The 26,602-nt window shown below is 35.8% G+C and carries 18 protein-coding genes and 1 pseudogene; 9 read left to right on the forward strand and 10 right to left on the reverse strand.

Features of this window, described 5'->3' with window-relative positions; all coding sequences use genetic code 11:
* A pseudogene (locus AC07UM_RS17010) lies at positions 1 to 622 on the forward strand (hypothetical protein); the annotation flags it as partial.
* Between the two features lie 143 nt (positions 623 to 765).
* On the opposite strand, the gene AC07UM_RS17015 reads toward AC07UM_RS17010, so the two are convergent.
* The 6 genes from AC07UM_RS17015 to AC07UM_RS17040 form a co-directional block, all read right to left on the reverse strand.
* The gene (locus tag AC07UM_RS17015; RefSeq protein ID WP_494681255.1) at positions 766 to 2,058 is read right to left on the reverse strand and encodes a serine hydrolase domain-containing protein; all 1,293 of its coding nucleotides are present in this window, start codon (positions 2,056 to 2,058) and stop codon (positions 766 to 768) included.
* Positions 2,059 to 2,135: 77 nt separating this feature from the next.
* Positions 2,136 to 2,960, reverse strand: coding sequence for a helix-turn-helix domain-containing protein (locus tag AC07UM_RS17020; RefSeq protein WP_494681256.1), 825 nt, complete (start codon positions 2,958 to 2,960; stop codon positions 2,136 to 2,138).
* A gap of 105 nt (positions 2,961 to 3,065) precedes the next feature.
* Positions 3,066 to 3,779: a DUF1266 domain-containing protein gene (locus AC07UM_RS17025; protein ID WP_494681257.1), complete on the reverse strand. Its 714-nt coding sequence runs from the start codon at positions 3,777 to 3,779 to the stop codon at positions 3,066 to 3,068.
* Between the two features lie 6 nt (positions 3,780 to 3,785).
* Positions 3,786 to 4,484 carry a Z-ring associated ZapG family protein gene (locus AC07UM_RS17030; RefSeq protein ID WP_494681258.1) on the reverse strand — a complete coding sequence of 233 codons (699 nt, stop codon included), beginning with the start codon at positions 4,482 to 4,484 and terminating at the stop codon, positions 3,786 to 3,788.
* A gap of 43 nt (positions 4,485 to 4,527) precedes the next feature.
* On the reverse strand, positions 4,528 to 5,988 hold the full coding sequence (locus tag AC07UM_RS17035) for a serine hydrolase domain-containing protein (RefSeq protein ID WP_494681259.1): 1,461 nt from the start codon (positions 5,986 to 5,988) through the stop codon (positions 4,528 to 4,530).
* 151 nt (positions 5,989 to 6,139) lie between these two features.
* Positions 6,140 to 6,880: a helix-turn-helix domain-containing protein gene (locus AC07UM_RS17040; RefSeq protein WP_494681260.1), complete on the reverse strand. Its 741-nt coding sequence runs from the start codon at positions 6,878 to 6,880 to the stop codon at positions 6,140 to 6,142.
* Between the two features lie 987 nt (positions 6,881 to 7,867).
* Here AC07UM_RS17040 and AC07UM_RS17045 point away from each other — a divergent pair.
* Together AC07UM_RS17045 and AC07UM_RS17050 are read left to right on the forward strand one after the other, a co-directional pair.
* The gene (locus tag AC07UM_RS17045; RefSeq protein WP_494681261.1) at positions 7,868 to 8,710 is read left to right on the forward strand and encodes a helix-turn-helix domain-containing protein; all 843 of its coding nucleotides are present in this window, start codon (positions 7,868 to 7,870) and stop codon (positions 8,708 to 8,710) included.
* Between the two features lie 89 nt (positions 8,711 to 8,799).
* A complete protein-coding gene (locus AC07UM_RS17050) occupies positions 8,800 to 9,342 on the forward strand; it encodes a DUF3575 domain-containing protein (RefSeq protein ID WP_494681262.1) in 543 nt (180 codons plus the stop codon).
* A gap of 382 nt (positions 9,343 to 9,724) precedes the next feature.
* Here AC07UM_RS17050 and AC07UM_RS17055 read toward each other — a convergent pair whose 3' ends face one another.
* From AC07UM_RS17055 to AC07UM_RS17065, 3 genes are read right to left on the reverse strand one after another with little or no spacing between them, the layout of a single operon-like run.
* Complete coding sequence (locus tag AC07UM_RS17055; RefSeq protein ID WP_494681263.1) at positions 9,725 to 12,583, reverse strand: pyocin knob domain-containing protein; 2,859 nt, start codon at positions 12,581 to 12,583, stop codon at positions 9,725 to 9,727.
* Between the two features lies 1 nt (position 12,584).
* The gene (locus AC07UM_RS17060; protein ID WP_494681264.1) at positions 12,585 to 14,003 is read right to left on the reverse strand and encodes a hypothetical protein; all 1,419 of its coding nucleotides are present in this window, start codon (positions 14,001 to 14,003) and stop codon (positions 12,585 to 12,587) included.
* Between the two features lie 2 nt (positions 14,004 to 14,005).
* A complete protein-coding gene (locus AC07UM_RS17065; protein WP_494681265.1) occupies positions 14,006 to 14,857 on the reverse strand; it encodes a hypothetical protein in 852 nt (283 codons plus the stop codon).
* Positions 14,858 to 15,568: 711 nt separating this feature from the next.
* Between AC07UM_RS17065 and AC07UM_RS17070 the strand changes: the two genes are divergently transcribed.
* Positions 15,569 to 16,357, forward strand: a complete 789-nt coding sequence (locus AC07UM_RS17070) for a PhzF family phenazine biosynthesis protein (RefSeq protein ID WP_494681266.1) — start codon at positions 15,569 to 15,571, stop codon at positions 16,355 to 16,357.
* Between the two features lie 259 nt (positions 16,358 to 16,616).
* Here AC07UM_RS17070 and AC07UM_RS17075 read toward each other — a convergent pair whose 3' ends face one another.
* Positions 16,617 to 18,530: an amidohydrolase gene (locus AC07UM_RS17075; RefSeq protein WP_494681267.1), complete on the reverse strand. Its 1,914-nt coding sequence runs from the start codon at positions 18,528 to 18,530 to the stop codon at positions 16,617 to 16,619.
* A 485-nt stretch (positions 18,531 to 19,015) separates the two neighbouring features.
* Here AC07UM_RS17075 and AC07UM_RS17080 point away from each other — a divergent pair, with 485 nt between their 5' ends.
* The 5 genes from AC07UM_RS17080 to AC07UM_RS17100 all read left to right on the forward strand — a co-directional run bounded on the left by AC07UM_RS17080 (position 19,016) and on the right by AC07UM_RS17100 (position 26,559).
* Positions 19,016 to 21,415: a hypothetical protein gene (locus AC07UM_RS17080; protein ID WP_494681268.1), complete on the forward strand. Its 2,400-nt coding sequence runs from the start codon at positions 19,016 to 19,018 to the stop codon at positions 21,413 to 21,415.
* Positions 21,416 to 21,484: 69 nt separating this feature from the next.
* Positions 21,485 to 22,216: a WG repeat-containing protein gene (locus tag AC07UM_RS17085; protein WP_494681269.1), complete on the forward strand. Its 732-nt coding sequence runs from the start codon at positions 21,485 to 21,487 to the stop codon at positions 22,214 to 22,216.
* 527 nt (positions 22,217 to 22,743) lie between these two features.
* Positions 22,744 to 24,627, forward strand: coding sequence for a type VI secretion system Vgr family protein (locus AC07UM_RS17090; RefSeq protein WP_494681270.1), 1,884 nt, complete (start codon positions 22,744 to 22,746; stop codon positions 24,625 to 24,627).
* A 91-nt stretch (positions 24,628 to 24,718) separates the two neighbouring features.
* Entirely contained in the window at positions 24,719 to 26,074 is a 1,356-nt protein-coding gene (locus AC07UM_RS17095) for an N-acetylmuramoyl-L-alanine amidase (RefSeq protein ID WP_494681271.1), read from the forward strand.
* Positions 26,071 to 26,559, forward strand: a complete 489-nt coding sequence (locus AC07UM_RS17100) for a hypothetical protein (protein WP_494681272.1) — start codon at positions 26,071 to 26,073, stop codon at positions 26,557 to 26,559. The genes AC07UM_RS17095 and AC07UM_RS17100 overlap by 4 nt, the downstream gene beginning before the upstream one ends.
* Positions 26,560 to 26,602 lie beyond the last annotated feature (43 nt).

Genomic DNA, 26,602 nt, shown 5'->3' on the forward strand with positions numbered 1-26,602 from the left:
ACCTGGTGTAACGGGAGCAACAGGAGCCCAAGGGATTCAGGGAATTACAGGAGCAACAGGGCCAGTTGGTGCACAGGGAATAGCTGGTGTAGCGGGGTCAGGTTTTGCCAATGGAACAGCTTCAGGACAGGTCTACATAACAGGATCTATTCCATTTGCTCCTTCTAATCCGGTAAGTATAAGCGGTGACATCACAATGAACAATTCTGGAGTTACAACTATTGGAACTTCTAAGGTAACAACAACTCAAATTGCTGATGCGTCTGTTACCGTAGCCAAAATATCTACCTCTTCCGGTACAGCAAGTTCTTCCACATATCTTAGAGGGGATGGAACCTGGTCTGCACCAGGCAGCAGTGGTGTACAATTATTAACAGGAACAGCTAATATCACCCTGCCAGCAGCAGGATCAGCAGGTACGTTTACCATTACAGTCAATGGCGCAGCTGTGGGTGATGCGGTTATTGTAAACCCAACTGGTACTATTTCAGCAGGAACCAGTACTTATCCACCTATCTATACGACAAAAGTAACAGCAGCAAATACGGTCACTGTTTATATATATGATTCCGGTAGTGGTGGCGGCTCGTCCTTATCTTTTAAGGCGACTGTGATCAAGTAGATCATATGCTATTTTATAAAACAGATAATAATCGTATATGATTAAATATCGAAGAAATCCAGTAGCTTACTGGATTTCTTGTTTTGTATTTAATGAAAATAAACCTGTTTAAGTTTTGTGTGTAACTTTCAAGACCATTGTGGCTATTTCGTCCTTCTTACCACTTCTTTTACTCCTCCTTTTGTTAGAATTATAGAATTGTAAAGACCCGCACTGTCCGGAATGAATTCAACTGTTCTGTCATTATTATCCGCTCTAAAAAATTTGGTTTTAGATTCTGGGATAAGCTCTATGTCTGCATTGTTAAAATAAAGTTTACCGTCAATTTTCAATATGGTAATTGTATCATATTGACCGACATATTGATTGTATAGACCTGTGTTTATTTCAACCCGATGGTGTTTGTAAGGAAGCTCAACTTCTTTTCCCAAAGCAATGGCGGAAAGCCCATAACTTATGATATAGGAAAATGATTCGTTATTAGAAAGTACGGTCACAAAAAGCTTGTCGTCTGTAAAGCGGTTAAAGGAGGTCATGGTACCAAAAAATCCTCCATCATGAGCCATTAACTGATGCCCGTGATTGTAAAACGGATTGATGATAAATCCATATCCCCAGTTTTCAGTGCCATGGGGACTAAACATCAGTTTCTTCATTTGCGCAGAAAGAATACTCTTTCCATATAGAGCTTTATCCCATAAGGCAAGATCTTCAACCGTAGAATAAACACCATCATGCCCTACATTAATCTCCCAGTTGATATAAGGATTGTGAACAAGCCCGTTTTCTGCATGATAGTAAGCTTTTGCTTTTTTTGTGACTATCGACTCATTATTACTGACGCCCGTATTGTTCATTCCTGCTTTTTCAAATATATTCTTCTTTAAGAAAACGGCGTACTTCTCACCGGACACTTTTTCAATAATTTTGGCCAGCAAATAATAGCCAATATTACTGTATCCGCTTTTAGTTCCCGGAGAGAATTCATAAGGCATTTTCTTTATTTTGGCATACGCAGAATCTTTATCGATAGAGCTTAAGGCTATTTCTTTAAAACCCATAGCCAGCCCTGAGCTATGTGATAATAGCATATGAATCGTAACACTATCGGCCTTGGGGTAATCTGGCATAAATTTACTCAGTTTATCATTAAGGGACAGTTTCCCCTTTTCAATCAACAGAAGTATAGCTGTGGCGGTAAATTGTTTGGTTACTGAGGCCAGCTGAAATTTAGTATCTACGGTGTTTTTTATATTCCATTCATAATCTGCCAAACCATATGCTTTTTTTAGTAAAACATGGCCGTCTTTCGACACAAGAACAGTTCCGCTAAAATTATTGATTTCAACCTGAGCCTGCATATATTTCGCAAGATGGGCTGACACATCTTTCTGTCCGAAAATAAAAACTGGAAATAGCAGTAGGATTAGCTTCATAAATTATTGAATGACATTATTAAGCTGCAATGTTACTACTTAATAAACCGGCATCATTGTATTTTTGTAAACCCCGACTAAATAAACATCCATTTTATGAGATCTTTTTCCAGTGTTGTTGTTTTTGAAAAAAAAATTTTTGGCGTAAAACCAGTCAGTTTTTTAAAATCCCTGATCATGTGTGACTGATCAAAATAATCCACACTATAAGACGGCTCTACTCTATTTTTGTCGTCAAGCCGACTTTGAACAGCTACCCTGAATCTGATAATTTTTTTGAACTGAGATGGTGTTTTACAAATATGCTGATCAAAATGTTTGTTGATCGTTGTTCGTGATCTACCCGTTGTATAAGACAGTTTTGTCATAGACTGATTGATGTTATTGGTATTCAGCATTTCGGCCAGGACCTCTGTCAACAGGGCATCCTCAAAAGGGCGAAACTTTGAAAGCCAATACAATTCTACCGCCCTGATTTTTTCTTTCGGGTCTTTTATGGAAAGAACGGCTGCCATGGTTTCTTTATAATCCTCGTATGGTTTAAAATCTGGAAAACTTCCCTCTGAATAATCTCTTAAATTACCCGGTATAAACGCATTGATCCCCAATGGTTTGAAGTAAGTCGTAATTTCATTGATTATGCCTTCATAGCTGACCAATACCGGTTCATTAAAGTTGCTTACCAGATTGGTTTCGATTGAGTTGGACGAACAGTATCTGGTTGTTATCTTATTTTTGGTGACGAGGGTTTCTGTTTTCTCACTAGCAGTGACAATTGTATAGATGCTTGGAAAGGTAAAATAAGTTGCTGAGGGTTCTTCAGACGTTTGCTCAAGGATATAAAAGCATTCGATATACTTTTTTAATACAGAATTTTCAGGTCTATAGATTTTTATGGTCATCCTTTTTAGCTTTTAAATTTATGTAAATCTAGCTCAATGAACCAATATCTTTTTTCCTAAATTAGAAAAACATATTGGTTGAATTTTGAACCTGTTTTTTTCTCATCAGATGTATGTTTTATCTTTAAGGGGACTTCGGTTGTCATTCAGTAAATCATTTGCAATCTGTACCATTCCATTATTGTTATTACCTCCCCAAATTGCCCTTCCAAAAATATAACTTGTTGTATATTCTTTCCAGGTACTGCAATATTTTTTCAATTCTCTGTGGGATTTTGCCAAATATTCGATAAGTTCTTTTTCAGAAATATAATCCAGTTCGTAACAACAGCGTGCTAAAAATACACTTCTTCCATAATTCCAGCCACTATCTTTTGCAAATTTTAACTCAGCAAAGTCGGTAATAATTTTCTGCTCAATCAATTCCGGAACCACATTTCTCAGTTTTCGGAATTGATCCAGATAATATTCAAAAGCTCCGTCTTCATTGGGTAGATTAGATCTTAAAATATCAACATAGTTTTTCGGATGTTCAAATGCTTTGTATACAATATCAAGATTTTCATCCTGATTTCTGTCGTGTAAACTCCGGAGAATTTCTATAGCCTGATTTTGATCTGATATTCCCCAATAGGTTTCAACTAATTTGATAATATCAGATCTGTTCACTCCTGTTTCATAAGAATTCAGGTATGCCGATTGTTGTTCGGCATACATTGAACCTATGAGCAAATGATCTAATAAATACCCATTTACTGCATTCTTATCATTTAATCGTATACTTTTAAATGAATTTAAAAATTTTGATAAAATTCCCATATTACATTAAGACATTTTGAGATTAGGGAATTTATTCTGCGAAATTTTTACAAATCTTTCGCCAACTACCTGATATTTTGCTCTGGTTTCCAATTGTTTTTTCAGATGGAGCATATATTCCGGGTCAACTCTGTAATTAAGTCTATCGTGAATCTCAAGAGATAATGAACTTCCGTCAATATCAAAGGTGATAATATGCGTTTTGGGTAAATATTCTTCTGATGATTTTGAATAAGCACCCAGTTGCGATTTCAAGATACCCCCATATTGAAGGCTGGCTCTTTCAACTCTAAAATTATCAAATACAATATGTTCATCTAATTCGCCAACTGTATCGGTGCTGAAAAAATGCATATCGTTTCCGCTTAACACCCAAAAACAATCTGTTTCAATTCGTTTAAGCTTTACACCAATTGTAGATAATGCTATATTTGTTATTCCGTCAGTTACAAGTTCCTGCACTTTATTGGTTGTTGACTGAGGAACAGAAGCAGAAGTAAAAGCATCAATCGGTTTACCTTCCATCCATTGTTTTAATTTTGAAAAATCCTGAGCCAGAAGCTCTTGCTTGTATTGGTCATATTTAGTTCTTTCAGAATCTAAATCAATTTCTGATTTTGCAGCTTTGTGTTTATTATTCATGATGATCATGAAAGCTACACCTACAATTATTGCTACGACTGGAATTAAAAATAATGGGTTCATACTTTTTAGGTTTTTGTTTTTGTTTTTTAAATATTTGTTGGATTTATTTTTTAGTAATCTTAACTTCTGTTTTCAGAGAATCTCTTGTCAAAATGACAGAGTTTACTTTTCCATTGCTAAAATCAAACTTTAACAGGTTCGGATAATCTACAATTCTGAAGGTTCCGTTTTTCAGATAGAGTAATTCATACTCATTTTTACCTTTAAAATGCTCCAGAATTGGAGACTCTACATACAGGCGGTTATTCTTTTCGAGAATTTTTGTTTCCATTCCCTGTCCATACAGAAAATCGTCATAGGTTCCGATGAGTTGTTTTTTAAGGCTTAATGGAAGTTCCTGAATATCTTCATGGATTTCTTTATTCCAATTCATTACTGTAAGAACTTTTGCTCTGGTATGATTCATTACAGGAAAACGATTCGGTTTTTCGCCGTTGGCAAGATATACCATCCCGTTACCATCTGTCATAGAAGCCAAAACATTCCCTCCTACTCCGGTATTGGAACCATTACACGAGAACCAATCATAATTACTATATCCAAAAGATTTCTGCCAGCCATAGCTCCAGCCCCCAACCGCATTTTTCAAAGCAGTCACTTTTGTTACTTCCGTTGCTACCTGATGAGAAATCACCTTATTATTTTTATTGCGTAGCGCATTTTGTATCTCAATGGAAAGCTTAGCTAAATCTGTAGGGGTAGACCATAACCCGGATGGTGCAACTTGAGGTGTGATAGGCAAACCTGTTTTTATCACTTTTCCTTCTTTATCGTGTACAAAAGCTACATTCTTTAGAAATCCTTTTTCATTAGGCTGAATCATTGTGGTATTTTTCATTCCAAGAGGGGAAAAGATATAATCTTGTGCCAATTCTGCAATAGGTTTATTCAAAGTGTCTTCTAATGCCATTTGAATGATTACATAGCCTCCACCGCTATATTCAAAGCTGGTTCCCGGTGTGAACAAAAATTCAATTTCCTTATCGTATCTGGGAATCTGTCCTAAAAGGCTTTGCATTATCGTTGGAATGGTTTCTCCTTCATAATGGTCTTCAAATCCACCCTGACTTGTACCGGCCGTATGATTTAAAAACTGTTTCCAGGTGGGGCTATTATTTTCAGTAAACTTACTTTTTGGCAAATGCCAGCGCTTTAAATATTTATCTATTGGATCATTCAGATTGATTAAGCCTTTTTCTTCAAGTATATGGCAAAGAAGTGCGGTGATTGGTTTCGCAATAGATGCCGTAGAAAAAGCCGTGTTTTCATCTAATTTTTCTTTAGAATTCATTGATTTTACCCCCACCTGGCTTGAGTATACAATCTTATAATTTTCAAAAACAACAAGGCTAAAGCCAGGAAGCTTGTATTTTTCTAATTGTGATTGAATGTTTAAACTATCAGTAAGAAAGTTGTAATCTCTTTTTTCCGAAAAAACTTTTTTACTTGTTTGGCAGCTTGAAAACAGCGTTATAAGAATCAGTAAATAAAAGGCACTTTTCATTGTATCGTTTTTTATGTTAAAAATTATTTCGATACAAAGATGTGGAAGACATTAAAGCGATGCGACCGAGTAAATGTAATCGGTCGGATTTGTATAAAAAATGAGTACGGATCTTTATAAAAAAGAGTACGAATAATTACAAATCCTTATTTTACAGACTTTTGCGATAAGCAGTTGGTGTATTACCCGTATGTTTTTTAAAAGCGGTATTAAAAGAAGATTTTGAATTAAAACCAACTTCGTATAGAATTTCTAAAACCGTTACCTTATTTTTTGAAGTATCTTTTAAAATACCCATAGCACTTTCTATTCGATAGGTGTTCACGAAATCATAAAAATGTTGCCCTAGTTGATTATTGATTAAAAGAGATAAATCCCGAACAGGAATTTCAATATCATTGGAAACATCCTGAATGGTTAGCGAGGAGTCCAGAAAAGGTCTTTTCTCAACCATATACTTTTTCAACTTCAAAAGCTCTTCATTATATTCTCTTTCATCTCCTATTGATTCCTTACTGCTTTTTTCTTCAGAAACAAGCTCAGAAACAAGCTTTAGTTTCGAATCAATATTTCTAAAAAGACCAGGGTTATTTAACGCTTTGAACAGATACCAACAAAAAACAAAAAGAGAAGACGATAAAAGTCCGATCTTGACCCATTCGGAAACGTGTTGATAGTCAGAAAATTTCAAAATGTTTTTTAAGAAAGCTACCGCATATAAAATGGTCAACACAATGGTCAACTGGAATAGCCAGTTGTAGGAGCTGATGTTTTTTCCTGCATAGTTTTCAAGATATAATTTCTTTGATTTTCTTAGCACTCTAAAAACAGTAATGATATATAGAACCATCTGCAGATGTATTAAAATATGAATAAACTGGAACTCTATCATATTTTGACGATTCTGAATAAAACTTATTTTTGATGCTGTATCTACAGTATAAAAACGGGGTAATAAAACCAGGTTAACAATTAAAAACGGGAGCAGATGCAGCAAATATTTCGGCTTTAGCTTAAAATCAGAGTAACAGGCTGATATGATATAAAGATAAAAAACAGGAATTTGCAGGAAAGCGAAGGTGGTCCTAAACATTCCCAGATTAGATGGGCCATCAACCATCATATTAAACAAAGGCTCACTAATATCTATTGCATTTAATATGAGAAAAAAAGCAAACAAAGAATTGCTTATTTTATACTTTGTTTTAAGGGTAAACAGGAAAAACGCCAGAAATAATGAAATGAATAAAGAAACTATATTTACAACAATTAATAAATTAATATTATCCATTCTTTACTCTTATTTGTTTATTGCTATTTTATTTTTACGTTTTTATTGGAATTCCAAAAGTCAATCAAGCCTAAAAATCCAACAGATGCAAATATAAAAATTTGATTGACTGTGTTTGAGTTTTTTTCATCAAAAGTATATTAAATGGCTAGTTAACAAACGAAAAAATTCCAAACTAATGATTTTCAATAACATAATTATAAAACATTTTCAAGATCGAGATTATCAGTACTGATTAGTTGTATCAGGTTGTATGAATGAACTATATTTAAAAACAACTTTTATATTCAAAAATTGATTTATACAACACTTTTAAATATTGCAATTTTCCAGGGAATCGTTTTAGGCTTTGTGATTTTAAAGTCGTCACTGTTCAATAGTAAATCCAATAAATATTTGGCATACTTACTATTTGCACTTTCCATTGTCTTACTAAATTATGTTTTTGAAATTGAGGGAGTTTTCATATCCTATCCTTTATTACGTTTTATTGACAATATTGACTGGGTATTTTTGTTACCCGTTTTTATATTTTTGTTTATTATACATCGTATTGATGATGCAGTTAAAAACAGGCAAAAAAAATATTTGTATTACATTCCATTTGTCTATAATAGTATTCTTAACACTGCCATCTGTCTTGATATTGTAGGAGGAGTTTATAAAATCCCTGAATCTTACATGGATCTAATCAACATACTTCAAATGATTCAGCTCTTATTGGCGGTGATTATCATCTTGTTTCTTCCTTTCTATTCTTATTTTATGATAAGGCATTTAAAAGACTCACAAGAGAAAAAATGGGTCATGACTTTATTAACCATTATCTATCTGGTGTTGCTTGTCTGGCTTACGACCTATATGACTGGTGTGTTTTTTGGATTAGATATTTCCTCTACCATGAGCGTCCTGGCTTTATGTGCAACATTCATTATGCATTGGACAGCTTATATAGGTATTTACAAATATAAACTGGCCAAAAACAAAGATGCTATCTATAATTTACTAAATAATACTTCTGTTATTTCATATCCCGATCTGCAAATTGTACAAAATAGCACACCACAAGAATATAAGGAATCTATCACGGCAGATAATCTTTATTTTCAAAAACTGGAACTTCTTTGCAAGGATCAGCACATTTATACCGACAGTACATTAAACAGGGAAAAAGTGGCTGAAAAACTAGGCATAAGTGCGGGATATCTTTCACAAATTGTAAATACGATAACAGGAGATAATTTTGCCCATTATATCAATCAATATCGGGTAGAAGCGGTCAAGGAAATGATTTCAGATCCGGAATATAAAAACTATACTTTGCTGACCATGGGATTAGAATCCGGGTTTACTTCAAAAACAACTTTCTATAATTCCTTTAAAAAAGTAACCGGTCAAACGCCCAATGAATATAAAAATGCCATCAAATAAGTACCATTTTCTCCAGTTTTAAGCTTTTGAAACCTGTTCTAACTTGGATTATTTGAGTTTTGCATTCAAATAATTCAATTAACTTTTTTATGAAAAAGAACTTTTTGCCAGCAATGATTTTGTTTGCTTTTTATTCTGTGAGTGCTCAAAAAAACGAAACGAACGGAGATCTATCTGAGAAAAAAAATGAAATTAAACTGAATCTAATTGCGCCTTTATCCGGTGCTGTGGAAGCAGGCTTCGAACGATACCTCAACAAAAGCTCATCACTGGGAATCTCTGCATTTATTGTTTATGATAACACCAAAGAAGAAGATATGAATTACTTTATCTCCCCGTATTACCGATATTATTTTGGAAAAAAATATGCATCCGGTTTTTTTGCCGAAGGATTTGGAATGTTCACTTCTATTGATGGAAAAAAAATATACGCACCAGACAATGTGACCTTCACTGAGGGTCAAAATATTTATGATCTTGCACTGGGTGCCGGTCTTGGCTGGAAGCTGGTTACCAAGAAAGGATTTGTTGTTGAAGCCAACGCAGGCTATGGAAGACTTTTGTTTAATGCAAACAAAACAGATCATGATCAGGTGATAAAGCTTGGATTGAATATTGGTTATCGATTTTAACACCAACTCTTCTACAAACTAAAGCTAACAAGACTTTCGTTTGTAGTGGATACAGTCCAAAACTGAAAAATGAATAAAATCCTGACGAGAGTTGGGATTTGTTTTTGTAAATGTTTACAAGTGATCAGAATTTAAGGCTGAAAAAGCGTTCTGTAATTCTCCTTTAACTTAAAAACGCCCAATACTCTTGTTTGATGTTCTTGTATATTCTTCATCTATTTGATATTTTCATCGGTATAGCTACCCATTTTATTATTACAACGTTCATGGTAATACAAAACCCACAATCAGAAGACTTTCATCCTCTAACTGTGGGCTTTATCTTAAATTATCGTGAGCCGTTTTTAATTTCTATATTCTGTAAAATAGCTATTCTATTTTCTTACCAAATAAACTTAGATTTCTGTTCTTGTTCTGCAATCACTCTTCGTGATTTTGTCACATACAATCTAAGGGAACAGCCTGGGCTAATATTATATACTCTTTTGCCATATATATCAACTCCCATCATACCTCCGCTATAATCAAAATTATAAATAACGATCTGCTGTTTTGGATAGATTTCTTTGAAACTCACCACCATTTTAATCTTTTCTCCAATAATATGGATAAGTCTGTTTCTATCGTCTATGTCAAGATTTCCAGAAGAAGCGAACTCATATTCGTGTGGATCTAATCTAACAGCATAGTTATCAGGATCAGATTGGTCGTTAACAATTTCATCTTTAAGAGTAGCTGTTCTCCCATTAGGAATAAACATTGTATCTGGGTTTTCATCCTCTGATTTAAAATTTTCACTGGCTTTTACGGAGCCTGCTACGGTTAACTTATCATCCTTATTAGATTCCCTTCCCATTCCAAAGAACTTACTCTCCCCATGGTAGTTGAGACCAGACCATCCATCATGCTCTGAACCATAACAGTAATATTCTTTTCTTTTTGCGGCTACAAGGGACTTCCATTTAAAATCTATAAGACCTGATTCAGCCCCAAAATGACCATCTCCAATGGCTAAAGCGGATCCTGTATTGACCGAAAATTCCGAGTTGAGCTGTAACCCGTACTGCGCCATATAATTCCATTGTTGAATACTCGTTGCAGTAAAATCCTGAGCGGTCCAAATTTGTGTCCAATCTGACCAGTTACCTCCAGCCATTGTCCTTTGGTAGGTTATATTGGAAGTGTTACCTGAACCAAATGAAGTTGCCTTTTGTGTAACCCAGGTACTATCATGGGTTTCAATGGTCACATACCACCAACCAGTATTATTAAAAGGTGCATTAGTTAATCCTGAACCTCTGTAAAAACCGGTTTTAAGGTAATTATTTAGATTCGACCCTGATATGATGACAGAGGTACCATTCGGTGTACTTAAAAAGTTTGTTTGTAGATAAGACTGGGTTGCTAATGCTACATATAACCCTGAATTATGATACATATACGGAAACGCATTTCCATCTGAAGTCGGTACATTTCCAGATGAGAAACCAACTGCCGTAGCATTTTCCTGACCATTAGCTTTTGTATTGAGCTGATTTACATTTACAGCATGAGTTCCTAAAGTTCCTGGCGGGATAACAGGACTTCGCTGAAAAGTATTGGTATTTGTAAAAGTCTGAACACCATTCAATGCAGCATAATTACCTAACTGGGTATTTAAAGCCAATTGTGTTATATAATTTGCAGGATTAAAGTTCCCTGTATGGTAAACGTCTTTCCAATCTGACCAGTTTGAATTTCCTGAACCTGTAGGAGTTCCGCGGAATTTCATTCCTTTTCCGCTTCTATCAATAGTAAGCTGCTGCCTGCCATCAGAAGAGTTTAGGTTTAAAGTAGTGGTATAATTAAATGCGGATGTCGGGGTTTCCTGTCTGTAAATTCCTGATTCTGAAACATCTTCTAAAACAACCCCATTTCTTAAATTCTTAAAAGGACTGTAATTTCCACCATGGAATATTACCCATGATTGAGATCCATCTGCAGTTTCAATTCTCGGATCCAGTCCATTATTTCCCTTATTAATGTGAACTCCCCCTCCAGCTTTTTTATAGATCTTACCTCCATCAAAGAAATTAACGCCAGAGTTATCCTGATTAAAATTAATATTTCTATCTAAGTAAGCTCCATTGACATTAAAGTTATAAATGCTACCCACTCCCGCATAATTAAATAGAGTATTGGTAGTCGCTTGAAGTACCATATTGGGCAATGATGAATTTCCCAGATACAGATGATCTCCTTGAGAATTGAGTATCTGACCACCCGTTAAATTATCCGAACCCAATAATCCAATATTACCATTTAAAGCTCCATTCTGAGAATATCTGAGATAAGCTCCATTATTTTGATTTCCCGGAACCCTTAAGAGAATTTGGTCTCCATTAGTTCCATCCCATGATGTGGATAATAATTTTTTCTGAGCATATGAATCCCCAACAGTAATTAAATCAGATATAGCCCCATTAAAATGGATTGTTTCATTCTTAGCATAGAAAGCTTCTTTTATTCTGGAAAATACGGAGCTATTTACTTCATAAATTTCAGCAAAAGCTAAATAGAATTCCAGTGCTGTATTTGGACCATTAACATATACATGGCCTCCATTTCCAAAACCAGTTCCAGTTCCGCATATCACTGCTCTAACATAAGTTTCCCATTTTCCAGTCCCGGCTCTTGATGTTAACCAGGTGACTGAAGCATTCGCTCCCATGTAGTTTTCAGCATTATTAAATGAATATCCTACAGGAAGTTTGGCCATAAACTTTTGAATAAATACAGCATTCGCTCTTGCCATAAACCCTAATATAAATCCACCTAAACCAGGAGAGGCTCCACTACCATTGTAATTGAATCTCAGCTGCACTCCTGACCTATTCGGAAGATTAGAGGCCACTTCTCTGGTCATAGTTACAGTACCATTACCGGAGTTATTATAAACAGCTATATTATTGTTTCCATTTCTGAATTCCTCATCTCCATATAAAGGATAAGCTCCCTGTAATGCAAGATTAAGTAAAGAGATTGGCCCCATCTGCGGGTTAGCTACTGATGATCTGTCCCATCCGGAATATAGAGTATTTTGAATACCTATGGTTTTTGTAGAATCTATTGTTTGTTCTGAATTCTTATCAATATACTCTTTACCATCTAAGGAACCATCCGCCTTTAAAAAGTGGGCGGCTGTACCGCCCACTACTCTATAGCCTTTAGAAGTGCTATAATATGCATATTTTACATCCATTCTAAATATCTTTACGGGTTACTGTTATCGATACAGTATTAGGCAAAGCAGAATCAAACTCAACATCTATTTTATTAGGATCCGTTAATTTTATCCTGCCGTCAATTTTGTAAAATGTCACTGTGTCAAACATGGCAACATCTACATTTCTAGTCCCTAAGTTGTGTGCCACACTCGACGTTCCGGAAATAGCAGTAGTGTATGATTTTACGTTATTACTTCCGGCAATAACTCTACCTTTAGCATCAACTGTCACCTCATCATAAGTTCCGGCAGTCACGCCTGTTGCAGCTAATGTCAACGCTGAGGTAACATTTGCTGAACCGTCAAAAGTTGTGGTCCACGCGGCATCACCTGTCGCAGAAATTGTTCTCGGTGTTGTCAATTTTGCTGCTGATCCGGTTGTATTAATGGCTGCAGTACCTGTTAATAATGTCGCAGGAACAGCTGTAATAGGAATTGATACATTTGCCGAACCGTCCATGGTTTGTGCCGTTGCAGTAACTCCGGAAAGTGTAACTGTTCTCGGTGTAATCCACTTGGTAGCAGAAAGAACGTTTTTCGCGGCATCTGCCGTATTATCAACATTACTTAAGCCGACATGTGATTTGTTTAAGACGACAACACCCGTTAATCCATTGACAGAATCTACAGCCCCTGAGGTAATATAAACGAAGGTTGTTCCGGTCCATCGGTACGTTTTATTGGTATCAAGAGATACATAAATTTTACCTGTTTCCCCGGCGATGAGGTTAGTAAAAGCCGCTTCTTTGTAAAACTTTCCGTCAGCAGATTTATAATACCCCTCCAAAACATCATCCACGTAAGATGGCAATTGAGAGGCAGGCACCTGACCCGATGCATCCAATGAAGCAACCCCATTCGCCGCACCTTTTTGTGATAAAGGAACATAATTAGCCAAATCCGATGAGGTAGGCATAGTGGCCAGATTCACCGTTATTCCGTTAGGCGTCTGAGTAATTCCCGTAACCACATTTCCTGTACCTGAAGTAGCAACCGGTAAAGAAAATGAAGTTCCCGTCAATGTCAATCCATTACCCGCACTATAGGTTGTATCCGTAGAGGCTAATGTAATTGTATTTCCGGCTTGATTAATCGCCATATTAGCACCTGCTGCAAGAGTAACATCTCCGGATACCAAGGAGCCTGATGCGCCACCCTTAAGACGGGTAATGGTATCTGGCGTTGTAAATGACCTGTTTGCCGATAGATCATAAGCTGTCCCGTTAATTGTTAACGTTCTTGTTTTTGGCACATAATCTAACGGGTTTAAATTTCCGTCGTGCCAGAAAGAATTGATTGATCTCGTGTTACCGCCAGCGGTTACAATATCATTGTCTGTTTTTCCTTCGATTTTGTATCCTACAGAGCTTCGATAATAAGCATATTTAATGTCCATAATTATATTTTTTTAATGGTTATTTGAATTATATTTGGTGGCAATGAGTCAAATAGCACTTCAATAGTATTGGAGTCTATTCTTCTCACTTTAAGGGGTACAGTAAACTTTGTAACGATGTCATAAGCATCAATCACAAAACTTAATGTATCAAGATCATGTTTTATCCTGGAGTCACCCCTCACTCTCTCTTCGTATTTAATTTTTTCGGAACTGGCCTGATCTTCAATATTTCTAATTTTCTCATACGTCAAATCATTAAACTGATTTTGATAAGTGACCGCACCCCAGTTTGAATACCTTCCGATGAGGTGGATTTTATCGTCTGAAATGTTTCTGGCAACAGCCTCCTGGAGCAATTCTACCTGCTTCCTGTTTTCTTTGATATAGTCTACGATTTCCTGAAGTTGATTAAGATTTACATCATTAGAGGCCAGCATCTCGTTAATTTTCGCAATACCTTCAAGCATTTCCTCATCCTTTGCCTGAAATATATTTACAAATTCTCCGATTTGCTCTTTCGTATAGACGTTGCCAGTCTCTCCACCTCCATCTATAGTAGCCGCTAATTTGATTTTTAATTTTTCTTTCCATTCATCTATATTGGCAGCAGTAAGATTGGACGCGTTAAGTTTTGCCAGCGCCAAATGATGTGCATTTTCATCCTCCAGATGATTGGTGAAAATTGTGGTAGAAAGCGTTTTTTGAAAAGCTTCATATAAGCCCGTCACCTCATCCATTTTGATTTTTTCATCTAAATGGCGGAATGAAGAAAAGGTCTCCTTAAATTGATATTCTGTAGGAATATCCCCTTTTTCGAACCAGCTGAAAATTATATTTAATGGTGTACTCATTTGATTATTGAAGATTAGTTTTGATAAAATTGATAATTGGAAAGACCTATAGCGTTCATAGACTGATCGCCCCAGATAGAATTCTATATTTTTTTGGGCAGTTTTTGATTTCACCTCTCTTTTATCGTCTTATCAATTAGTGAATTGTTTATACGATCATTAAGAAAACCATCCATTTTGTCAATGCCTTGTAATGTTGTTTGATAGTAACAGGATCACTTCCGTTTTCCTAGACTGCTTCAAGCCTATTCTCTTGGCATCCTATTTTTTGAAATCAATGATTATTCGGATTTCTTAGAGCTCAAATTTCATCTTTCTTTACCTCTTATGAAAGTTTTTTGACCTCCCTATTCTGTAGTTGCAGCAAACTTTATTTTTCCGAAATAGGACGATCGTGTTTTGTAATTACAGGCTTCAAAATTCATTTATTTTTAATTCCTGTGAAAGTTTTTTGACCTCTCTGTTCTGTAGTTGCAGCAGACTTTATTTTCTGAAACAGAATGATATTGTTTCGCAATTATAGACTTCAAAATTCATTTTTTTTTAATTCCTGTGAAAGTTTTTTGCCCCCTCTATTCTGTAGTTGCAGCAGGTTTATTTTCTAAAATCCCGCTAAGGCTGTATTTTGAAATAAAAACAGGTTTTCAGTTCGCTTGTAATCTGACACCATATTTTTATTTATCTTTGTTACAGACCTAAATTTTCTCAATCATGAAGTTGGAATTATATCAGATAGATGCCTTTACAGAAAATATTTTTCAGGGAAATCCTGCGTGTGTTGTCCCATTGAAAAGCTGGTTACCTGATGAGGTGCTCTTAAAAATAGCCCGTGAAAATGCAGTAGCAGAAACAGCTTTCTTTATCGATAACGGCAATACCGTTCACCTGAGATGGTTTACCCCAGAAATAGAGATGGATTTGTGCGGACATGCTACTCTTGCGACAGCTCATTGCTTAGTTTCCATTTTACATTATCCGAAAAACAGAATCATTTTTGAAACCAAAAGCGGTGAATTAACAGTAGATGTAAAAGATGGATTGTATTATATGGATTTCCCGTCCAGAATGCCTGAAACCTCTACTCTTCCGAAAACCATCATCCAATCTCTCAATATACAGCCGAAAGAAGTATTCAGATCAAGAGATTATGTTTTGGTATATGAGTCTGAAGAAGACATCAAAAACATCAAAATTGAAAGATCCATTTTCGATCTTATCAATCTGGATCCGGGAGGTGTTGTTGTGACAGCAGTGGGTACTGACAGTGATTTTGTATCAAGATATTTTACACCACAGTCCTCAATTCTTGAAGATCCTGTAACCGGATCTGCACACTGTTCACTTATTCCGTTCTGGTCATCAAGACTGGGAAAAGATAAGCTTTTTGCACGTCAGTTATCCGAAAGAGGCGGACAACTCTATTGTGAAAATAAAAATGAAAGAGTGATTGTGGCAGGTAAAGCCAGAACCTATTCTACAGGATATCTATGGCTAGATTAAGAGTATTTTAATCAGCTTATCAATAGTATTACCTTCACTTTTAATTGGGTTTAAACGAACCCGATTTAAAAACAATGTTTGAAGGCAATTCTATATTGCTTACTTTTCAGGAGACACTATTTGATTGCCATCTCCTTTTTTATTAAGTTTATAATACTTTTTATCTTCGAATTACCGTATAAAAAACAAAATCAGAGCAGAAAGAATCTACTCTGATTGATATTGGATTAGCAGTTATTAAAAATCTATTCAGTACCTGCTATGAGTTTTCAGAAAAGGTCATAGCTTTTTCAGTTACTTCATTTCCGGCTTTATCGTTCACATATACAGGAATACCCCCAACCCAGGTTTCCAATACAGGAATGTCCCGCATTTTCATGTATTGTAACGAGGGTGTATTTAGTGAAAGAGGATCCTGATCCAATATAACAAAATCAGCAAAATACCCTTTATCCAACGATCCTATCCATTTGTCTGCATAGCACTGCCATGCAGCATCATAAGTAACCGCAATCAGAGCCTGCTCAGGGGTAATACGCTCGGCACCGTTTAAAACTTCAATATCCGTTGGGTTCTTTTCCATTATCCTGGTGATCGATTGTTCCATCATTCTTAAAGGTCCCAATGGACTTACTTCATTATCGCTATGAAGGGTAATTCTCATACCAGCAGCAAGCGTTGAACCGCAAAGATCCAACATTTGTGCCTTTTCACCGAATATCACTTCCTTAAAAGCATATCCCCAATAGCCTACATGCCCGATAAGGAAACTTGGTGAAACACCCATTTGAAGCATATTGGTAATTTGATCTGCTGTAAGAAGCGAGCAATGTTCTATACGGTTACGAAGCTCAGGGCCTCTGTATTGAGCAAGAGTACGCTGATAAGCATTGATCGCAAATGTTACTGCCTGATCGCCATTGGCGTGAACCATTAGCGGCCAGCCTTTTACCGCTACAACAGTATTGATGAGTGTATTATAACCTGGCGGAATCGTATGGGCAGGAATACCGGCCTGTGGGAAATTAAACACCCCTGTATTATTGGCAGGATCGCACAGATAAGGAGTACTCTGATAGCCGGTAAGTCCCTGGTTGGAACCATCTGAAACCACTTTAATATGACCGCAATACACGGGTTTGTAATGATCCGGTTCTTTATAATGATCCAGCTTATCAACATCTTCCTGATTGGAACAAAGGTGCGCCCCGCCTGTTCTCACTACTTCAGGATGAATCTCGAAATATTTGGTTAAAAGTTTTACTGAACCTTCATTCAGTCCCGCATCATACATAAAAGTAACACCTCTTGAATTGGCTGTTTTAAAAAGATCGGTAAGATAACTATTAATCTGCAGGCTCATCGCAATGATTTGCAGCTTTACGGTCTTCAAAGCAGGAGTCATCTGTAAACCTTCCTGCAGCTGGCCTTTGGTCTCACTGATATATTTATCAACGGAATTATCATATTGAGCCTGGATTTCAGGATTGTGATCAAACACATGCTTTAATGCCTTCGTATTCAGATAAAGTGTATGCATGGAAGCACTTAACAGCATCATCGGTGCATCAGCATTAATCTCATCAAGTACTGTATTATTGATTGTTATTAACTCTTTTTTACCGTCTTTTTCCTCAAAAGGCATCAACGACGGATCTAATCCTCTTCCTAAAATAACAACTCCCGGAAGTTTAGAAATGTGTCCGTTTATTATGGCTCCAACAGAAGCCAGGTCATATACAGCTTTTAAATTCTGTCCTTTAAAAGGGCTCAGATCCAGCCAGCCGTGCATCATTGCTGTAGGAACCATATGTACATGGGGTTCTATCAGGCCTGGAAGTAATGTTTGGGTTGCTGTTAATTCTTTTGTGTAATATCCTTTATAATGATCCTCCATATGTTTTCTCACCGTTGTCTCATCACCGGTTATCACAACTTTTCCATCAGCCATACCAATGGCAGCAATGGCAGCCGTGGATCCGCCAATCATAGGCCGGATGATTCCGCCAATCACCATCAGGGCTTTTGGTTTTTCGTGGGTAGCTTTTCCGGAACCGGGATTTATTTTCGTAAGATTCTCTGCACTGAAAAGTTCTTCTTTAAAAATTTTTAAAATTGGATTGTCACAAGAGCAATGGGTACAGCCATGCGTGTGCGTGTGTTGTTTTTCCATAAGAATAATTTGGTTTGATTGTATGTTTATGTTGAGTTCTGTCGGTATATATTTTTAATGACACAGTATCTTATGCCCGTAGCAAGACCAACTTACCAACGAGCAAATCAATTATATTATTAAAAATAAAATAGATTATTTACAAGACATTTCACTTAAGTAAATGTTTACGTATGAATAATTTTCATTTATTTCCATGGATTAGTTTTTTTATAAAAATAATAAAAATATCCTTTCACCACACTTTTTATCACTCAATGTTGATTATTTTTTTCTCTCTAAAATTTTAATTTACAGCACATTTCAATTTAATTCACCATTTCAATTTACACACTCTTAATATCCTACCTGTATTGTATCTCAGAATTTCCACCCAAAAGATATCACCAATCTTATTTTTTTCTCTGAAATAAGAAGTTAAATATCAATCTCCGAAGTCTTTAAATGACTACATTAGCAGTGAATTAAAATGCGCTGAGATTTCTATGAAAAATATATTCTGTGTATTGCTTCTTTCAATGGTACAGCCTGTATTGGCACAAACTAAACTAGAAAAGGCAATTACAAGTCTTGAGAATAATTACGAACAGGAAAAAGTATACTTGCTTACTGACAAATCACAATATGCAGCGGGTGACCAGATCTGGTTCAAAAGCTTTGTATTTGATGGTTACAATCGGTCCACATTGTCTACCACTCTATTTGTTGAATTGTATAATGCTGATAAAAAATTAATAGACTGGAAAACTGTACGTTTAACCAATGGTGAGGGCAGTGGAGATTTTAAACTGAAAGAAGACCTTCCCGAGCAGGTTTATTTTGTAAGGGCTTATACTCTTTACATGACCAATTTTAACGAAGACTTCCAGATTGTTAAAACAATTCCGATTTACAACCCCAACTCAGGCGAAACATTAGAGGTTTCTAAGAATGCTGATTGGTCTGCCAAAGCTTTTGCTGAAGGCGGAACTTTCATCAATGGGATGCCCACTAAATTTGCCGTAAGGTTATCAAGCAATCCTTCACTGCCAGAAAGCTGGACCGGAAAAATAATCGACACTCAAAATCCAAATGTACCTATTACATCGTTTACATCATTTGATAAAAATATTGCCTCTTTTAAAATAACTCCGGCGTTAGGAAAAAAATACCAAGCTATTATTCAGGATAATACTGGAAAAAAGCAAACGATCGATTTACCGGAAGTAGCAGACAGCGGTCTCAGTTTAGAAGTTAACAGCTCTAAAGAAGGAATTAAATACAGCTTAAAAGGAGTTAATCTAAAACAACAACTCCAAAATTATAAAATTGTAGGAACCATCAATAATCATCTGGCTTATAAAGCCAATATCAATCAGTTGACCAATGAAGTATCAAGTCTTATTCCTACAAAAATCAGCAATGGGAACAATGGTATTTTGCAGCTAGCTATTTTTGATGAACAAGATAATCTGGTTGCAACAAGACTTTGCTTTATAAGACCCAACAATTTAAAGATTGAGAAAGCCCAGATTGTCGCTCAGAGTTTAAAACAGACTCCCAGATCTTTCAATAGTATCGATCTTTCTCCAGAGACCTATTTTAAAAACTATACCGTTTTGGTAAGTGAGGATGATGGAAGCGGTAGTTCAGAAGAAGAAAATTTACTGAGTGGCCTATGGCTGACAGGAGATTTTACAAGCAAAATAGATACCCCGGCACAATATTTCTCTAAAAATGCCAACAGTGAAGCTTTGGATGCACTGCTTATTTCCGAAAACTGGAAAAGATTTGACTGGAATTCCGTACTGAGCGGATCTGTTCCCAGCATTAAAAACAATTCTCCTAAATTTCTTTCTTATAAAGTACAGCCTATTAAAAACAATGCGATACTGAGAGATACCAATGTAACTTTAGCATTAAAGTTAGGTGAAAACCCACCTAATTTCAACCTGTTTAAAACAGATCAAAATGGATATGTTTATTTAGAAAGTGTTGATTTCGATGAGCCCTTAGCTGTTTCATTATTTGTAAATCCTGAAAATGGTAAAGAATCAAGTACCGATGATTTATATGTTACCGTTGAACCCATGGTTAAGCCAACACAATTTAAAGGCAATTTCCCCAATACAAAATACAGACTGGTGAAAGCCGCTGCAAACAGGAAACTTCCACCTGCAATTTCCAGAGCCATCAACACTCAGAAAAATAACAAAAAAAATGAAAATGGTGAGGTACAGATTGAAGAAGTAAAATTAGCCGGAAAAAAACAAGATCCCAAAGAAGAGCTCAACAAGCAGCTGTCTACCGGAATGTTTAATTCTATCAATTCTACTATATTTGACTTCGTCAATGAAGACCAGCACGCCGCCGGATCAATCAATATATTAGATTGGCTGCAAGGGAGAGCTGCCGGCTTAACATTTCAGAGAAATAGCTCAGGAGTCAATGTACCCTACATCCGTAACCAGCCAGCTAAACTCTATTTGGATGAAATACTTACTGATCCTACGATGATTTCAAACCTTCCTGTAAGCAATATTGCGATGGTGAAAATTATTAAAGGAGCAGGATTAATAGGTGATGCAGTAGCAGTCTATACGATGAGGGGCAATATGAAATCTAAAAGCACTGGAAACGATACGAAAAAAAATAATGCATCGATCGTAAAGGGATATGATAGACCTTCAGAATTTCCTATTGAAATGTTAGATGATGATTCTCCAACGAAAATCGAAAATGACACCCGGGAAACCCTTTACTGGAATCCTAATTTATTTGACAGTGATTATGTTCCGCCGAGAATTAAATTCTTTAATAATGACACTGCAAAACAATTTAAAGTTTTGATCATAAGCTTTGATGAAGATGACAATCTTCTTTATGATCAACAGATTTTAAAATAGGACTAAAAGGATCTTCAAGCTTTTAATATTAAAAAATAATTTATCTGATTCAAAATAAAAACGATCGCCATGGATAATCCAACTGACCTTTACGATAATTTCTTTTTTTCAAAAGAATTTGAATGTGCAATTTTTCAATTGAAAAAAGGAGAAGTATTCCATGCAAAAAAAGATTCTATTAAAGAACTTGATGTTACGAAAATTATTGATTCAAAAAATAATCAGGTACGCTATTTCAAATGCATAGAGGGTAAAAAAAAGTGGGGAGTTATTCATATTTCTGGACAAGAAATAATACCCCCTATTTACGATTATATCTCTCCTTTAATTGAGGATAAATTTTATAAAATTTTCAATGGTGATTATTCATGGGTATTTGATGATTACTCATCTCAATATTTTCTAGAACATATAGATACAAATTCCTGGAATGGAGACCATTATATAGGCAAATTATCAACTGGACAATGGGGGCTGGTTGAGATTAATGATACAGGTTATACAGTTCTTATTGCACCTGAATTTCAATGGCTAATATTAATTGACAAAAAAATCGTTTGTTGTAATGTTGGAGGAAGTCTCATAAAATGGTATGATGGAGATGATAAAGAAGAATATCTTCAAACCCTTGGTGGACAATGGAAAGTTATTGAAGCATCAAAATGGGATCGTAGAATAGAAACTGAACTTGGTGAATTTAGTGAAGTATTAGAAAAATTCAAATTAGAATATTCGAAACAGTTTGTCGAAGAATATACATATACTTATCAGTTTATCTTTGACCCACAAAAAATTTTTTAATCAGCTAGTACCTCCCATTCCTCAAGAATTCTTTCGTGTGGTTTTTGGGACTATAAATCAAACATTTTAAAAACAACAATACGATCTAAAAGTCCTTTTTTCATCAATATAATCTATTGCACCACTATATTTATAATCTTCACACGGAAAATCAGACATGTTTCTAATGTATTTTGAGGTTGAACCTATCAGCAAAACTTTAAGATTTTAAAGTAATATTTTAGCACTCAAAAAACATAGCTACTGAATCTCAGCCGATATATCCGGAACTTCAAATGAGTCAATATCTCCTGCCCCCGAGTTTAAAGATTTTATTTCAATCCAGCCAGAAAAAACATTTACCAGCCAGAAAATTCCCCAATTTCCAAGACTTTCCTTATATCATCAATCAAAAGCTACTTTGAGCAAGATTTTTCATCAATCGTAGTTTTACTACAATTTTTCAGATTTAATATAATATTACAATTTGTAATCTATTTTTTATCTAAATTCGGTGACATAATACCAAAAAAAACGCATAAAATATTATGAAAAACTCCTCAAATTCTGAGAAAGTTTCAGACAACCACATTTCGGGTATCAACCGGGTGGTAAAACTGGAAATTGTGGTTGAGGGCAAAGCTGTCAATCACTTTAAGCACTTTCGTTTGCAACAGAGTGCAAGAAAGCACCATGATTTTGAACTGGTATTGGCTCATGACTCTTTAGGTGAGGTACAAAACCACAACCTTGAGCAGGCCCAAAAGTTTTTAGGAAAAAGAATCACCATTATTTTTAGATATAAAGATGCTGAAAGTGAAAGCCCCGAAAGAACATTTGTAGGCCTCATTACCCAGGTAGCTTTCAGCCAGGAAAAAATGAGTTTGGGAAATATTATTTTAAAAGGGAAAAGCCCCACTATTCTGATGGATGCTGCTCCCCATACCCAAAGTTTCGGAGGAAGCCAGACGGTGAATACCAATATTATTGCCACCCGAATTATCAAGGAGACTTTAGGAACCAACAAATTTGATTTCAGAGTAGACACTCAAAACAAAAGTTATATCAGCTACAGCTCACAATACAACGAAACCCATTACAATTACCTGACAAGAATTGCAGAAGCCTATGGAGAGCAGTTTTATTATGACGGCGAAATTCTTCATTTCGGAAAACTCCCCGCTTCTGAAAAACCTATCCAATTGGTATATGGAAGCAATGTAAATGATGTGATTGTTGAACTAAAAGCGGTTCATACCAAGCCGGAATACTTTGGCTACAACAGCAGCAACCATACTAAAATGGTGGGAGCTGATGATCGCATACAACATTTAGGAGAATTATCTTCTAAAGCCTATGAACTGAACGACACTATTTTTACGACACGGTCATTGACTCCCACTCCCGTCAATGCCAATATGTTTCTGGATGTGGATGACTCCCAGAAGAGTGCAAGAGGAAGTAAAGCCGTAGAGGTCTTTACGGTTACAGGACAAACAACCGTTCCCTTTCTATATATTGGCTGCGTTGCAGATTTAGCCATGCGAAAGGCGGATACTAATGAAACTTCCCATTTTACAACACTTATGATTACAGAGGTAACCCATGAAGTGAATGCAAGAGGATATTATACAGGAAGCTTTGAAGCCATTGCTGAAGGCACCGGTTTTATGCCCAAACCTGATTTTGAAATGCCTAAAGCAGAACCGCAGGTGGCCACCGTGATCTCCAATGTAGATCCATTGAATCAGGGCAGAATACAGGTTCGGTTTGACTGGCAGTTAAATGATACCACCCACTTTATCAGAATGATGAGCCCCGATGCAGGAGGAACAGAGGCTGTCACCCAAAACAGAGGTTTTGTAGCGGTACCGGAGATCGGCGACCAGGTGATGGTAGGATTTGAATACCACAACCCCGATTTTCCATTTGCCATGGGTGGAATGTTTCATGGGCAGGTAGGTCTGGGCGGAGGCGTGGACAATCATCTTAAGTCTATACAGACGAGAAGCGGTATTAAGGTTTTAATGAATGATGCAGACAAAAGTGTAACCATTAAAGATCCAAGCGGAAATACTTATTTTATGGATGGCCAGGGTAATATTAATGTTACAGCACCGAAGAATATGACTTTTACGGCCGGCGAAGATATGCACATTTCTGTGGGAAGGAATATGACCACTAAGATTGGGCAGGACAGCACCCTGAATATTGGAAACGACCATACCGAATCTATTACAAAGAGATACACCCAGACCTCCGAAAATAAAAGTGTTACCGTTAAGAAAGATCAAACAGAAAGCACAGGTAATACATTTAAAAGTATTTCCGGAGAAGCCGATATACAGACCTCTAAAGGTGATTTAAAGCTGAGAGGAACATCATTGGCCGTATTCCAGGGAGGAAAAGACGTTAAAGTAAGTAAAGGCTAAATCTATTTCGGGTGATGAAAATACATTTTCATTGCTGCCTGCGAATATGATTTCCGCCTTAACAATTGAATCCAATCCAAAATAGTAACCCATGGAAGATCAGAATACTTCAGCGCATGATCAGAAACTTTCTGAAAAAAGAGCCGAAAAACAAAAAAAATCCACCGAAGATTCTCCTTCAGAAAAAAGAGAAATGGTCATCCATGGAGCCACGTTGAAGTGCCCCTATGCCCAGGCTCCCGGAGAACTGAAAGTGACCTCAAATGAAATAAACCTTCAGGATAAGATATTTGCCACAAAGGGAGATGGAAACAATATGGTCAACCTTCAATTCAAAGGAAATTGCGGGCACCCAAAATGGCCTGCAAGAAATATGTCTCCCCCACCCTGTATGAGTGTGATAAAACTGAGTCCCTGGGATAATCTGGGAACCTCTATTATACAGGAACAAACCGCTTTAGTAAAAGAATCTTTTATCAATTGTGACCCTGAGTTTAATGCTGCAACGGCATCACCAATTCCAAAGGTGGATAGGATTTTAACACCTAATAGTTCATCGTTAAGAAAAAATATTATTAAAAACTTTGAAAGAACTACAAACTATGAGATGGATTTATTTGATACAGTAAAGTTTAAAGTTACTCAATATCAATATCCACCATCAATGGAAGATAAAAAATCTGTACATTGGAATATTGACTATGGAAATAATGATATACAAGAATTAAAAGATAAGGGAGAACATCTTAATTTATATGTTGGAGATAAAGATTGTTACGATTCTGAATTTAAAGTATTTGCATATTTACAAAAACCAAATGAAAATTTGTATGTAAGAGTAAAAATAAAAAAAATTACTATTATTCCAAGAAAAAGCTGGGGAGCACGTTCTCCTCAAACAGGAGATAATTATTCATACGAATTACTCAAAGCCCCACTTGATGAGTATTATACTACGATTGTAATTCATCATTCGGGAAATGCAAAACATTTTCCTACGATAAAAGAGATACAAAATGAACACATGGATGATAAGGGCAAAGCAGATATTGGATATCATTTTGCCGTAGATAAAAATGGGAAAATTTACGAAGGAAGACCTATTAATATTAAAGGAGCTCATGTAGATTCAGCAAATACAGGAAAAATAGGAATAGTCTTATTAGGAGACTTAAGCACAGACAACGCAGGTGTTGATAAAGGATTTTGGGGGAAAGTAAAAATAAATAGAGAAGAAAAGGATGGTGATGATTATATCACTGACGCTATGGAAAAAGCTGTACTACGATTGTGTATACATTTAGATAAATTATATAAAATTGATAATGTTGGTGGTCATATGGAAATAGCAGCTTCAGCAGGAACAGATGAAAGATATTGTCCGGGAAATTTAACAATGGCTAGAATGGACGGCTGGCGTAAAATATTAGAAAAGAAAAAACCATGATGAAACTTAAAATATTTATAGAAAGTTTTCTATTTGTGATAATACTTTTATTCACAGGGGTTATTAATAAGGGATATGAGTTCAGCGATAAAGAATTTACTTTAACATACCCTACAACCCAATTTTATTTTACAAAATCAGAAACTCCAGATTCTTATAGTGAGTTTACAGAGATTCAGAAGATAAAGCAACAAAACTATGATAGAATATTAAAAATAGAAAATAAATTAGGCACTTTTGCTCATGTATTACCTTTAATACTAGTACAGCTATTTCTAAGTATTTTATTTATTAAAACTATTAAACCATATAAAAATAAATACTATATCGTAGATTTTTTATTATTTGGAAGTTCATTATTGTTGCTAATACCATTAGTGTACTACATTTTGAACATTAGCAGCTATTATATTTTATTAATATTACTATTGAACTACATTTTAAATTTCAGAATAAGAAATTACATACTAGGAAAATTGAATTAAAAGGGATTAAAGACCTGGAAACAAAATATAATAACTCAAGTAA

It is taken from the genome of Chryseobacterium sp. GW821-FHT04C04 (assembly GCF_059420365.1).